The 13,532-nt window shown below is 44.4% G+C and carries 11 protein-coding genes; 2 read left to right on the forward strand and 9 right to left on the reverse strand.

Features of this window, described 5'->3' with window-relative positions:
- Nucleotides 1–38 precede the first annotated feature (38 nt).
- Together BLR84_RS10850 and BLR84_RS10855 are read left to right on the forward strand one after the other, a co-directional pair.
- Nucleotides 39–650: a YdeI/OmpD-associated family protein gene (locus BLR84_RS10850; protein WP_090467842.1), complete on the forward strand. Its 612-nt coding sequence runs from the start codon at nt 39–41 to the stop codon at nt 648–650.
- A gap of 147 nt (nt 651–797) precedes the next feature.
- Nucleotides 798–1,319, forward strand: a complete 522-nt coding sequence (locus tag BLR84_RS10855; protein WP_090467844.1) for a DUF4251 domain-containing protein — start codon at nt 798–800, stop codon at nt 1,317–1,319.
- A 299-nt stretch (nt 1,320–1,618) separates the two neighbouring features.
- On the opposite strand, the gene eutC is transcribed toward BLR84_RS10855, so the two are convergent.
- The 9 genes from eutC to BLR84_RS10900 all read right to left on the reverse strand — a co-directional run bounded on the left by eutC (nt 1,619) and on the right by BLR84_RS10900 (nt 13,486).
- Nucleotides 1,619–2,374 (reverse strand): ethanolamine ammonia-lyase subunit EutC, encoded by a 756-nt coding sequence (gene eutC / locus BLR84_RS10860; RefSeq protein ID WP_090467846.1) that lies wholly within the window; start codon nt 2,372–2,374, stop codon nt 1,619–1,621.
- Between the two features lies 1 nt (nt 2,375).
- Complete coding sequence (locus tag BLR84_RS10865) at nt 2,376–3,758, reverse strand: ethanolamine ammonia-lyase subunit EutB (protein ID WP_090467848.1); 1,383 nt, start codon at nt 3,756–3,758, stop codon at nt 2,376–2,378.
- A 24-nt stretch (nt 3,759–3,782) separates the two neighbouring features.
- The gene (gene eat, locus BLR84_RS10870) at nt 3,783–5,129 is read right to left on the reverse strand and encodes an ethanolamine permease (protein ID WP_090467849.1); all 1,347 of its coding nucleotides are present in this window, start codon (nt 5,127–5,129) and stop codon (nt 3,783–3,785) included.
- An 88-nt stretch (nt 5,130–5,217) separates the two neighbouring features.
- Nucleotides 5,218–6,150 (reverse strand): sugar phosphate isomerase/epimerase family protein, encoded by a 933-nt coding sequence (locus BLR84_RS10875; RefSeq protein ID WP_090467851.1) that lies wholly within the window; start codon nt 6,148–6,150, stop codon nt 5,218–5,220.
- A gap of 484 nt (nt 6,151–6,634) precedes the next feature.
- On the reverse strand, nt 6,635–9,232 hold the full coding sequence (locus tag BLR84_RS10880; RefSeq protein ID WP_090467853.1) for an MGH1-like glycoside hydrolase domain-containing protein: 2,598 nt from the start codon (nt 9,230–9,232) through the stop codon (nt 6,635–6,637).
- 241 nt (nt 9,233–9,473) lie between these two features.
- On the reverse strand, nt 9,474–10,544 hold the full coding sequence (locus tag BLR84_RS10885) for a dipeptidase (protein ID WP_090467855.1): 1,071 nt from the start codon (nt 10,542–10,544) through the stop codon (nt 9,474–9,476).
- Between the two features lies 1 nt (nt 10,545).
- Nucleotides 10,546–11,652: a D-TA family PLP-dependent enzyme gene (locus BLR84_RS10890; protein WP_090467857.1), complete on the reverse strand. Its 1,107-nt coding sequence runs from the start codon at nt 11,650–11,652 to the stop codon at nt 10,546–10,548.
- 174 nt (nt 11,653–11,826) lie between these two features.
- A complete protein-coding gene (locus BLR84_RS10895; RefSeq protein WP_090467859.1) occupies nt 11,827–12,291 on the reverse strand; it encodes a RidA family protein in 465 nt (154 codons plus the stop codon).
- 91 nt (nt 12,292–12,382) lie between these two features.
- Nucleotides 12,383–13,486 carry a hypothetical protein gene (locus tag BLR84_RS10900; RefSeq protein ID WP_090467861.1) on the reverse strand — a complete coding sequence of 368 codons (1,104 nt, stop codon included), beginning with the start codon at nt 13,484–13,486 and terminating at the stop codon, nt 12,383–12,385.
- Nucleotides 13,487–13,532 lie beyond the last annotated feature (46 nt).

Here is a 13,532-nt window from a genome sequence, read left to right on the forward strand (position 1 = left end):
TAAACAGTTACACAATCAGACTATAAAACACGCTTAAAATGTCAAAATTTAATCCCCAATTTGATGAGTATATCGAAAAATCTGCAGATTTTGCAAAGCCGATCATGGAGTATTTACGCCAAATAATTCATGAAACATGCCCGGAAGTTGAAGAAATCATTAAATGGGGCAATCCGCATTTTGATTACAAAGGTGATATGATGTGCATCCTTGCTGGTTATAAAAACCATTGCTCATTCAGCCTTTATAAAGCGGAACTAATGAGCGATACAAAGATAATAGAGAGCGTAAAAGCAGGACAAAAGATGGGATATATGGATAAAATAAAGTCTTTATCTGACCTGCCAGCAAAGGAAACATTGGTAGCTTATATCAAAGAAGCTATGGTTCTAAATGAAAATGGAGTAAAAAAAGCAAAGCCTGTATCTGAAAAACCAAAAGTAATTGAAGTACCTGATTATTTTAGTGAAAAGCTCGCGACCAACCCCTTAGCAAAAGAAATTTTTGAAAGCAAATCCTCTTCTTTTCGCAAAGACTACTTAGTTTGGATAACCGATGCAAAAACAGAAGCCACAAGACAAAAAAGAATGGATCAGTCCCTAGAATGGATAGCCGAAGGGAAAGGCAGATTTTGGCAATACGAGAAATAAGCTACTTTGATAAAAAGTTCAATCAGCTCATTTAATTTGTGCCAAACCACCTACAAAACGGGTGGTTTTGTTGTTTAAATAATGCTTAACTTTAATAATAATTAAACCTGAGTACCACTTTATCGTCTAACTAACAAATACTTAATTATGAAATTGTTAAAGAATATATCAGCATTAATTTTGCTGGCTTTTATCAGTATAAATGCAGCTAATGCTCAAAGCACTTCCAAGGACAAAAAAGCCGCCCGTGCCCTGGCTATAAAAAATATGGTAGAAGCTCAAAACTATGTATTTAAAGCCAATTACGTGGTTCCTATGAGGAATCCGGGTCGGTCATTAACTTCTGATTATGACCTGACAGTATCTAAAGATACTGTTGCCGCATTTTTACCCTATTTTGGCAGGGCTTATACCGCTCCTTACAATCCTACGGAGGGTGGCATTAAATTTACCAATACCCACTTTACTTATACTTCAAAAGCCGGTAAAAAGGGAGGCTGGAGCATTATTATAAAACCAACTGGCAAGGACAAAAATATCAGCGATTGGCGCGATGTGCAAACCTTAAGACTTGACATTTCTGCCGATGGTTATGCATCACTCCAGGTAACCAGCAGTAATCGCGATCCCATCTCTTTTAACGGAACTATTGAAAAGCGAGGGAAATAAGCTTTTCTGTCTCCCCGGGCGCTCCTAAAAGGGTACCCGAGCAGACATAGGAGGTACTCTGCTTGATGAGCATAACTGTCCGAAGCCTGAGATATTCAGACAGCGTGTAAAATTTTCGCTCAACTCTACCGGCAGCAGGTTAATGATATTGAATACATTGCTCTAAGATGGTTTACACTTAAATGATAGTTAAATATTTAACAACTTGATTTTAAGTGACATAAATCAATATTAACCATAAATTATGTAAACCATGTAAACCCACTTTTTAGTCTCCTCAGGGACTCCTTTTGGTTCTCTCAGCTTTCCAGTAACCCAGCGTTATCTTTAAGTTCCACGCCAGATAATTTTCGTTTAAAAGCCTCGCTGATGAGATAGAATATCTTCTTGGCTGCTTTGGAGTACGATAAACCACCAGGTCTGATATTGGATACGCAATTACGAGCTTCGTCTGTAAGGCCTGGTTTAGGGCCGTAGGTAAGATAAACACCGAGACTATCTGCCGAACTTAGTCCTGGCCGTTCGCCTATGAGTATCAGGGATAGTTTTGCATGTAGTCCGTGGCCGATGTCATCACCAATAGCCACACGCCCCTGTTCAACCAGGCTTATGGGTGCCAGCTTAAAACCGGCTCCTGTTAGTTGCGGAATGAGCGCCTGTAGCAATCCCAGGGAGTTTTTATTGACGGCAGTTGCCGATAATCCGTCGGCTATAATAATGGCAACATCTGTTTGGTTATGGTATTCCTGGAGCAACTCAATAGATCCCTCATTTAATCTGCGCCCCATATCTGGTCTTTGCAGATATTGTTCACGGTAACCTACCCTGCTTTGCAGATGTAAAACCGGCAAACTGAATAATTTAAGTAAATCTGTTAAATTATTGATATCCAATTCAGAATACACCGCGTCACGAGCGTGAGCATGAGCCAGTTTAAACTCCAGTGCTTGTTTTAAAGGAATGCTGGTACCCACCCGCCCAATGGCTATCCGGGCCGGGGTAAACTCCTGTAGCGCCTTTAATGGCTGTATCTCCTGGGGGATATTCCTTTTCATATTATTTGATCATGGCATCCAGTAACCCGTGTGATTGGTTTACTGGTAGCATATTTCCATTGTTATCAACTATTCCCTGCTTGATGAGCCATTTTTCAAACTCGGGCGCGGGTTTGAAGCCAAGTACTTTGCGTAAGTACAAAGCATCATGGTACGAGGTTGATTGGTAATTGAGCATAATATCATCGGCACCCGGAATGCCCATCACAAAATTACAGCCAGCCACACCCAATAAAGTGAGCAAATTGTCCATATCGTCCTGATCGGCTTCGGTATGATTGGTATAGCAAACATCTACTCCCATAGGCAAGCCAAGCAATTTTCCGCAGAAATGATCTTCCAAAGCCGCCCGGATAATTTGCTTGCCGTCGTATAAATATTCAGGCCCGATAAAACCCACTACGGTATTGACAAGCAATGGTTTAAATTTCCGGGCAACCGCATACGCCCGCACCTCGCAGGTTTGCTGATCTACACCAAAATTGGCATTAGCCGATAGTGCGCTGCCCTGCCCGGTTTCAAAATACATCACATTATCGCCTATGGTTCCGCGATTTAAGGATAAGGTGGCCTGATATGCTTCCTCAATTAAACTTAGGTTGACCCCAAAACTGGTGTTGGCCTGCTCCGTTCCCGCTATGGATTGAAAACAGAGATCAACAGGGGCACCTTGATTAATCAATTGCAAGGTGGTAGTAATATGGCTCAGTACACAGGTTTGAGTTGGTATATCAAACTGGTAACGAATATTATCCATTAGGTTGAGTAGGTTACTTACCGCTGCAGGGCTATCCGTAGCCGGATTGATACCAATACAGGCATCTCCGCTGCAATTCAATAAGCCATCAATAATACTAGCTGCTACTCCTTTTGGATCATCAGTTGGATGATTAGGTTGCAATCGGGTACTGAAATACCCTTTTAAACCGATAGTATTCCGAAAACGGGTGATCACCTCACATTTTTTTCCTATAGCTATCAGATCCTGATTACCCATTAGTTTGGATACCGCAGCCGCCATTTCAGGCGTAATGCCAGCCGCTATACTGGTTAAAGTTACTGAATCTGTTTCATCACTCAACAACCAGTCGCGCAGCTCGCCAACGGTTAAATGACTTATTAAGCTAAAACTTGTAATGTCATGACTATCAATGATCAACCTGGTTATTTCATCCTGCTCGTAAGGTATCACTACCTCGTTCAGGAAAGTTTTTAAAGGCACATCAGCCAGGGTTATCTGGGCCGCCACGCGTTCTTCATAACTTTCAGCAACCACACCAGCCAGTTCATCCCCAGAGCGGTACGGCGACGCCTTGCCCAGCAAAGTTTTCAGATCTAAAAACTTATAAACCTTATTACGTATGGTGTGCCTGTAAGCGCTCATTAGTTCAATTGTTCATTAGTATTTCTATCTTACTTCCGTAAACTCAGGCGCGGTCATCATTTCGTCGGTTAACGCTATTTTATGCTTACCCATTAATACAAAAATTGCTACTACTACAGCTAAACCCGCAAAGAATATACCGCTCACCTCCAAATTAAACCAGATGATAGCGAACAGGCATACCGTTGATATGATAAGGGCTGTAGCTGGGAATACCGGATAAAAGGGCGAAGCAAATGGCCTTTCCAAGCGCGGTTCTTTTTTGCGGAGGATAAAAAGGCTCAGCATGCTCATCAAATACATCACAATAGCCCCAAGTACCGATAGGACGATGATCTGTGCTGTAGTGCCACTATAAATGGCTATAAAGCTCACCACCCCGCCGGCAATAAGCGCCCAGTGCGGTGTTTTAAACCTATGATTGATTCCTGCAAGTCCCCGAGGCAGATAGCCGCTGCGTGCCATAGCAAATACTTGCCTGGACGAAGCCAATATGGTACCATGCAACGAAGCAATGAGCCCAAACAGGCCAATACTAGCAAATATTTTAGTAAGACCGCTTGCTTTGCCTAAAACAATTCCTATAGCTTCTGGTAGCGGATAATCCAGGTTGCTCAATTTGCGCCAATCTGTTATCCCTCCCGTTAATATCATGACTCCCAGGGCTAATGCAACTAAGGTAGCCAATGCTGATATATAACCTCTTGGAATGTTTTTTTTAGGCTCCTTAACCTCTTCGGCAACCATCGCTACACCCTCGATAGCCAGGTAAAACCAAACCGCGAATGGCAATGCCGCGAACACCCCGGCCCAACCAAAAGGCATTGGATTGCTCAGGTAATTATCCATTTTAAAATGAGGCGATACAATACCCATATACAGCAATAGTTCGGCTACGGCCAGTATGGTAATAAATACCGAAAATGTGGCAGATTCCTTTACCCCCGATATATTGAGTACAATAAATGCCACGTTGAATATCATAGCCGACTGCATAATAGGTATGGCCGGGTATAAAAAGTGCAGATAGCTCCCCAAAGAAATAGCTATAGCGGGGGATGCCAGTAAAAAATCGATCAGCGTAGCGTAACCGGCTACAAGACCTCCGATAGGCCCTATGGCCCGGTAGGCATAAGCAAACGCGCCACCCGCATGCGGAATAGAAGTGGTAAGCTCCGTATAGCTGAAAATAAAGGTGATATACATTACGGTAACCACTAGGGTAGCTATCAAAAAACCAATGGTTCCCGATACTGCCCAACCCAGGTTCCAGCCGAAATACTCACCGGATATAACCAGCCCCACAGCTATTGCCCACAGGTGAACAGGTTTTAATACTCGCTTTAACTGTTCTGCCGGGGGTGCTGCCATATTTTTTGTTTTAATGCGGCTTTAAGATACTTAAAGCCGCTGTTAAATCAAAATGATGACATGTTATGGAATTGTTAAGGTCAACCAATTACACCTTCAATGTATTTTTTAAATATCCAATACTACTGGTTATGCTAGCTAGCGGGTCTTTGGGCATATCATGCTCTACAAAGAAATGTTTCATTCCGGCTGATGATGCCGCGGCGAAAATGGGTTTAAAATCAATGGTTCCACTGCCTACAGGCAATATAGCTTCACGTGCGGCATCCAGATCCTTAACGTGCCACAAAGGGAAACGGCCGGGATGTTGTTTAAACATTTCAACCGGATTTTTACCGCCTTTTACGGCCCAGGCCAGGTCAAGTTCCATTTTTACGTTTTGGGCATCGGTTTCGCTAAGTAACAGATCGTAAGGAACTTTACCCTCAACCGGATGAAATTCCATATCGTGGTTATGATACGCGAATTGGATACCCACTTTTTTAGCGGCCTCACCTGTTTTGTTCAGCACCTCAATAGTCGATTTGATCTCCTCCAGCGTACCTGTAGGTGAATTAGCGCAAACCAGGTATTTGATCCCTCCTTCGGCAGCATCGTCAACCAGTTGCTGCATATCGTCGCGCAGGTTTTTCATGGGTGGTATCACCATAGGCTTACCATCGGCTCCTACGGGCATTCTAGCCCCTGGAGGCATTTTGAACGGCGCTCCAAGCACATGATGTGATGTCCACGCCATGCCCAGGTCGTTAGCCATAGCTTTAAACTCTTTTGGACTCATGCCATAGTAACCGCCTTTTTTACTAAAGGCAGATTCCAGCTCGTTATAGCCTAAACCAGCTATTTTGGTAAGGGTTCCCTTTACATCTTCGTCAATAACTCCAAAAAATGTAAATAGCTGTAAGCCAACCGCGTGTTCGCCTTTTACATTATTGAACAACGTACCCGCTTTGCCGGATAGTGCCATGGTGCCAAGAGCCAATGCCCCAGCGCTTTGGATAAACTTTCGCCTGTTGTAATTCATGCTGATAATTTTTAGTTTTTAATAAGTGGTACAGTAAAACTAAATAAATTTTATATCGAATTAAACTTTATTGTGTCTTTTTAACACAATAATTATTGACGATGATTTTTTTATCAGATATTTCAAATTGATTGTGGCAAAAAATGGGGCTATTTTGATCCGCTAGCCCGGTCAAAAAACTTTTTAAACCTTAAATTTTAACAAATTTCTGCTCAAAAACGGGTAAAAACACTTGAAAATCACTTCAAAAACCCTCATTTTAACACTTTTTAACAAATTTTAACACGATTTTGATGGGTTTTGAAAGCTTTAAAAAGTATTAATTATCTGATTAACAAATAACTATATAAAAAACGGTCGTTTTTTGGCCTTGTTTTTCCCTTAACTAAACTGCCCGGTTCCTTTATAAAAAGAGAACCGGGCAGCTATTCATATAAATATACGAAAAATCCGCGGGATTACCGATACCAGCGTGCCGCTAAGTTTAAATATACAGGCAATTAGCGATCAGTCCTGTCCAGCCGGTTTGGTGGGATGCACCCGCACCGCGACCATTGTCGCCATCAAAATATTCATAAAAAAAGATGTAGTCTTTAAAGTTCGGATCGGTTTGCATTTTGTGATACTGGCCAAATACCGGGCGGTTACCGTTCTCATCGCGTAAAAACAGCTTGGATACCCGGCGGTAAAGTTCATTGGCCACCTCTTTCAGGTTCACATAGTTACCAGATCCCGTTGGGCATTCCACTTTAAAATCGTCGCCATAATACTCGTAAAAGCGGTGCAGGCTATCAATGATCAGGTAGTTGATCGGGATCCAGATGGGGCCACGCCAATTGCTGTTGCCGCCAAATAAACCACTGTCGCTTTCGGCCGGTGTATAGCCTATACCAAAATCGACACCATTTACGGCCACATGAAATGGCTTATCCAGATGATATTTGGAAAGCGAACGGATACCGAAATCGCTCAGGAATTCTTTTTCATCCAGCATGTATTTCAATATGGATTTCATCCTGAAGCCACGCAGCAAACTGATGAGGTGCTTGCCATTGGCACTTTTCTCGTTCCAGCGCGAAACCAGCGAGGCCAGGTCGGGCCTGTTCTCGGCAAACCATTTCATCCGATCGCGAAATATGGGGCTGTCGGTAATATCGCTTTCGTTCAATACCTCGGTCGCAAACAGTGGGATAAGTCCTACTATACTACGTACCTTCATTTTGATGGAACCATCATCCGGGAAACTGATCTGATCGTAAAAAAAGCCGTCTTCTTCATCCCAAAGCCCTTCATTGTTTTCGCCCAGGTTTGACATCGCCCCTACAATGTAAATAAAGTGCTCAAAGAATTTCGAGGCGATATCGGCATAAGCATTGTCCCCTACAGCCAGTTCTGTAGCTATACGCAGCAAGTTAAGCGAGTACATCGCCATCCAACTAGTACCATCGGCCTGTTCCAGGTGCTGGCCCGATGGCAAGTGCATATTCCGGTCAAAAACGCCGATGTTGTCTAAACCCAGGAAACCACCTTCAAATACGTTGTTTCCAGAAGCATCCTTACGGTTTACCCACCAGGTAAAATTGAGCATCAGCTTATGAAATATCCGCTCCAGGAAATAAGTATCGCCCTTGCCGTTATTGGCTTCCTTATCGGTTTTATAAATACTCCAGGCCACCATAGCGTGCACCGGTGGATTACCATCACCAAAATCCCACTCATAGGCTGGTAACTGCCCGTTGGGGTGCATATACCAGTCGCGGGTAAGCAATATGAGCTGATTTTTGGCAAAGGCCATATCAATGCGGGCCAGTGCCAGGCAATGGAAAGCCAGATCCCAGGCAGCAAACCAGGGGTATTCCCATTTATCGGGCATGGATATCACATCGCGGGTATTCAGGTGCATCCATTTGCTGTTGCGGGCATCTTTGCGTTGCGGGGGCGGTGCAGGCTGTGCCGGATCGCCGCGGAGCCAGTGCCGAATATCGCAATAGTAAAATTGCTTGTTCCACATCATACCGGCAAAAGCCTGCCGTTGTATCAGGCTACGATCGATATCCTGTTTGTTGCTATATATATCTTTATAAAATTGGTCAGCCTCGGTAATGCGGGTAGTAAATATGTGGTCAAAATCTTCAAAACTGTAATTGGCATCAGGCGACAAGCGCAACCGTATCGTAACGCTTTGTTTGGCTGCCACAGTAACATCATAGTTAACAGCTGCCTTGGTGCCGGTATTCCGCGGATTGACGGTATCAGCACCGTGTACAATATGGTCATTAATACCGTCTTTATGATATTTGATGCCGTTATCGTAATTATAAAGCCGGTTGGAATTGGTTTCGTTATCGCAAAACAGCAAGGCATTCGCGCCTTCGGTATGCAGCCAAAGCTGATCAAGGTCTTTATGTGATACCTCTATCCTGCCCTCTCCGTTGGCTGCTAAATAGGGTTTATAATCATTATAACCCCAGCTCCAGGTATTGCGGAACCATAAGGTGGGCATTACATTCAGTGCGGCGTCTTCATTACCACGGTTGTGGATGGTGATTTTGATCAGGATATCGTCTTGTGCGCTTTTGGCGTATTCGGTAAATACATCAAAATAAGCGTCGTTATCAAAGATCCCGGTATCTATCAGTTCAAATTCAGGATCTTTACGGGTACGGCGTTTATTTTCAGCCAGCAGCCATTCGTATGGAAAAGTTTGCTGCGGGTATTTGTACAACGCTTTCATGTACGAGTGTGTGGGGGTACTATCCAGGTAATAGTAGATCTCTTTTACATCCTCACCATGGTTGCCTTCGGGGTTGCTGAGTCCGAAATAGCGTTCCTTGATGATCGGATCTTTTTTATTCCACAAGGCAATGGCAAAGCAAAGGTTCTGTTGCCTGTCGCAGATGCCGGCTATACCTTCTTCGCCCCAGCGATAGGTTTTACTGCGGGCCATATCATGTGTGATATAATTCCAGGCATCGCCATTGGCGCTGTAATCTTCACGAACGGTACCCCATTGGCGATCACTTACATAAGGGCCCCATTTTTTCCAGCTGGTATCTTTTAACCTTGATTGTTCTGCATTCATGATAGAAACTCCTTACCTGATAATGCTTTTTTGAAGCAAGTGTTTGCAAAGTAGGCTTATTTAAGGAAAGTTAATATAATTGAATGGTTTGTTTTACATGGGGATGAAGAAGCCTCACCTAATATGCTATGTCATTGCGAGCGAAGCGTGGCAATCTCCTCGCGTTTGTATCGATTATACTAACGAGGAGATTGCTTCGTCGTTCCTCCTCGCAATGACATATTCTTTATTTGTTTTTTATCTATCCCCAGGCGTTTCTTAAAAACCGGAGCCAGTTACCGTACATCATGTTATCAATATCAGCGTCGGTGTAACCGCGTTTTTTGAGCAGGGCGGGCACTTTTTGCAGATCGGCGATGGTTTCCAGGTCATAAGGGCATTGCTCGCGACCAAAGGCACCGTCCAGATCAGATCCCATACCAATGTGCAAGGCGTTACCAGCTATCTGGCAGATGTGGTCAATATGATCAACCATCACTTCCAGGTTACAGTTCATGCCTTTTGGGGTCGACTGTCCCCTCACCCAGTTGGGTACCATCATCCAGGCATCCAGCGCTGCGCCGATCACCGCGTCACGGTCTATCAGGGCTTTGATCATTTCGTCGCTGTATTGGCGGTTGTGATTCACCAGCGCACGGCAATTATTATGACTGGCCCAAACATGACCGTTAAAATGATCAAGGGCCTCCCAAAAACTATCATCACACAAATGAGTGGCATCCAGGATGATGTTGAGGCGCTCCATTTCTTTCAACAGTTCATGGCCTTTCGATCCCATATAGCCCGTAGCATCTGTACCTTGCGCGTAACGACCTGGCCCGTAATGCGCAGGCCCTACAGCACGTAAGCCATAATTATAAGCACGCTCCAGGTGTTGTACGGTAACAATGGAGTCAGCGCCTTCCAGGCTTAAAATATAACCGATGGGCTTATTTTCTGTCGATTGCCCGTCGCTCCAAAGTTGCAGGTGTTTCTCCAGCGATGGTAGATCATTTACCTGTACCATTTCGCCGGCATCTTCCATGGCTTTATACCAGGCTACCTGTCCCTGGGTTTGCGCCCAGGCCTGTTCGGGCGAATGCCAGCCCGGTAAAGGATTATCCGGCGCTACATAACGTCCAATTTGTGTACCTACAACTAAACCGATATTGCCTTTGCGCAGTTCAGGCAAAGTTACCACCGCCTTGGCACGGTCGGGCTTGTCGGTGAGTCCTTCTTCGCGATGGTTAACTTCGGATAGCGGACGGGTGAGGTCGCGGTTCCATTCCAGCGCGTTCATGCTCAGGTCAAGATGGGCATCGATTATAAACATATCAGATCGTTATTTTTCTGTCGCGGGCGGCATTGAGCCACTCACCATTAAGTACTTTATTTTCAATTGTATAAGCACGTTCATATAAAGCTACTGTTGGGCATATATGATGTGGTATACCGTACAATACATCGCCTATCTTGTAAGCATGACCTTCGCCAGCCTCTACCACCAAATGCTCTTCGCTCTGACCAACAGGCACCAGTTCGGGAGCATTTAAAAAATAGATGCGCTTGCTCAATTCATTCTCTGCCGATACGGATTTATGCCCAACATCCAGGCAAAGTTTAGTAGTACCGGGCAGGGATATTACCCTGGAGATCACTAACGCCGCGGGTAAAAACCCTTGCTCTGCCATACTCTGCTGATAGCCTTTATCCCAGTAAACAAAAGTGCCAGGACTGCATTCTACAGCTTCCCTTTTAGTATGGATGGGGAATGTTGGCGATCCGCCTGCTATGATGATTGGCTCAGGATAATCACGCTTTTTGATATCCTGCTGCAATTTTAAAACCGGCTCAAAACTGGCATTGCTTCGTTCGGTACGGGTAGCCAGATCGATATCATGGATGTGACCGTCATAAGCGTGCAGGCCAACAGGGTTCAATCCTGGTAATACAGCGCAATCCATGTACAGTTGCAAGGCCTCAAAACCGGCTTTTATACCGGTGCGGTTCATGCCTACATTAATATCGAGATAAACATCAACCTTCAGCTTATATTTTTCGGCAACCTCAGATATTTCATTAGCTGCCGCGGTATTATCAACCAGACAAGAGAATTTAATGCCCGGATACGCGTGTATAAGCTTAATAAAGCGGTAAAGCTTTGGACCCACGGGCTGATAGGCCAGTAATACATCGGGTGCTTTGCTTATGGCCAACAGTTCGGCTTCGGCAATGGTTGCGCACTTGAATTTTTTGATACCTGCTTCCAGAAGTAACAGGGTAACTTCTTTATTCTTGTACGTTTTTACATGCGGGCGCAAACGGGCCACATCATCAATCATGGTTTTAAGCAGCTCGATGTTGGCCTTTACCCTATCCGGGTAAACTACCAGGGCCGGTGTATCCAGCTTTTCTATATCATCTATTGTGTACCAGTTCATGTTGAGTTTTGAGTATTTTGCCTGAACATTGATTTCCCTGATTGACGGATAACCAGGATTTTTAATGATATGATTAGTTATAAGCGATGAATTTGGATTAGTGGGCTATCAGCAACTCACTATATCATGATAATCCTTCAATCAGGAGAATCATGGTCAAAACTCCTACAACTACTAAGCTAATTCAAACAAGGCCTCTATTTCTACCGGGATATTATCGGGTAACGAGCCCATACCTACGGCACTGCGTACACCTATGCCGTTTTCTTCGCCCCATACTTTGGCAAAAAGCTCACTGGCACCGTTAATGATAAAAGGATGTTTCTCAAAATCAGGAGTACAATTGACCATACCTAATACTTTGATCACCCTTTTTACCTTATCAAGGCTGCCGATGTTGGCTTTAATGGTGGCCAGCATGGCTAAACCAACCTGGCGGGCTGCCAATTTACCGTCTTCCTGTGAAATGGTATCACCGATACGCCCAATGATCAGCGTGCCGTCGTCCTGCACAGTACCGTGGCCCGACAGGTAAAGATATTTGCCATCAACTAAACAAGGTTTATAAACGCCAAGCGGCTTTGGTGCGGGCGGCAGGTTTAAACCCAGCGCCGCGAAGTTTTCTTCGGGAGTGTTCATAGCGGTAAAATTATAAAGTTTAGGCAATAATTAGCAACAAAAAAGCCGGGGATCTCACTCCCGGCTTCGAATTAATCAACTATAGGATATTCTATTTAAATTTAAAGGTAACGCCAACGTTTATGGCATAATCGGCAAAAGCGGCATCGCCCTGGGTATATACACCAGTTAGCTGTGTGCTGATCTTATCAGGTACGCTTTGTGTACGATCTCGTTTTAGGGCTACCGGAACAAAGGCATATATGGAAAGCGCTTTGAGGCGATAAATAACACCTGGCTCGGCCGAAATAATATAACCTGGTCTTCTGAAGCCATTGCTGCCGCCTACCAGGTCTTTCACCGGTAAACATTCGTAACGCACACCCGCCGAAAAGTCGAACTTACCAACGCCATAGCTGGCACCTCCCCTGATCATGACCTGATCTGGCACGCTCATCACATCGCTGCCATTTGCCACTGCTTTTGAGCTTGGTGTACTGCCACGAGCTGATGATGTCCCGTTTTGCTCACGCGGACTGATGAGGTAATAAAAACCACCATACAAACCAAACTGATGGGTGAAATTATAATAAGCGTTGATCTCTGTAGTGATGCCAGTTCCGCCATCACCCAATTGTATCGATTGATCAACAGGGCCTAGCGTACGGGCGTCATTAGCAGCGGTGTGGTAAAAATAGTCCTGGTAATTGTAGTTACCGGTAGGTAGTTTAAAACCTAAACCTACCTGGATATTGCCTTTACGGGCCTTGGCAGGATTAAGCAGCCAGGCATAAGCTGTTAAGCGGATATCGCCCAAACCAAATGAATGGGTGCTCAGTCGCTCTTTGCCGCCATGTTCATATAACGATGACCTGCTGTTATCCAATATAGGTACATCTACCGCGAACGACCAGCGATTGTTGAAAATGCGGGTAAGCGTAAGATCCTGTGTATAAGAATGGTTTATTACATTGGTACCCTGGGCAATACGTTGTTTTTGTTCCTGTGTGCCCACAAAGTGCTTGTATGATCTGAAATAGCGGTTATTGCTATTGAGTAACCAGCTGCTGCTGGTGTTGGAGCTGTCGGGATGTTCATCCATGGTACATAAACCACCGGTACTGCGGATGGCCACGCAGCCTTGTGCATTTGCATGGGTGTTGGCGAAAAGGATGTAAAAAGTAATAGTAAAAAGTGTTCGTAAAGTTAGTTTCATGTGTGTTTGGTTAATATATATAATAGGGTTATGGTAATCTGTTTAA

Origin of the sequence: Mucilaginibacter sp. OK268 (assembly GCF_900103125.1) — a bacterium.
In the GTDB taxonomy this organism is placed as follows: domain Bacteria; phylum Bacteroidota; class Bacteroidia; order Sphingobacteriales; family Sphingobacteriaceae; genus Mucilaginibacter.

Coding starts and splice junctions, on each gene's coding strand:
- BLR84_RS10850 (WP_090467842.1), top strand. CDS start 39: ATGTCAAAATTTAATCCCCAATTTGATGAGTATATCGAAAAATCTGCA.
- BLR84_RS10890 (WP_090467857.1), bottom strand. CDS start 11,652: ATGAACTGGTACACAATAGATGATATAGAAAAGCTGGATACACCGGCC.
- BLR84_RS10865 (WP_090467848.1), bottom strand. CDS start 3,758: ATGAGCGCTTACAGGCACACCATACGTAATAAGGTTTATAAGTTTTTA.
- BLR84_RS10895 (WP_090467859.1), bottom strand. CDS start 12,291: ATGAACACTCCCGAAGAAAACTTCGCGGCGCTGGGTTTAAACCTGCCG.
- BLR84_RS10885 (WP_090467855.1), bottom strand. CDS start 10,544: ATGTTTATAATCGATGCCCATCTTGACCTGAGCATGAACGCGCTGGAA.
- BLR84_RS10875 (WP_090467851.1), bottom strand. CDS start 6,150: ATGAATTACAACAGGCGAAAGTTTATCCAAAGCGCTGGGGCATTGGCT.
- BLR84_RS10855 (WP_090467844.1), top strand. CDS start 798: ATGAAATTGTTAAAGAATATATCAGCATTAATTTTGCTGGCTTTTATC.
- eutC (WP_090467846.1), bottom strand. CDS start 2,374: ATGAAAAGGAATATCCCCCAGGAGATACAGCCATTAAAGGCGCTACAG.
- BLR84_RS10880 (WP_090467853.1), bottom strand. CDS start 9,232: ATGAATGCAGAACAATCAAGGTTAAAAGATACCAGCTGGAAAAAATGG.
- eat (WP_090467849.1), bottom strand. CDS start 5,129: ATGGCAGCACCCCCGGCAGAACAGTTAAAGCGAGTATTAAAACCTGTT.
- BLR84_RS10900 (WP_090467861.1), bottom strand. CDS start 13,486: ATGAAACTAACTTTACGAACACTTTTTACTATTACTTTTTACATCCTT.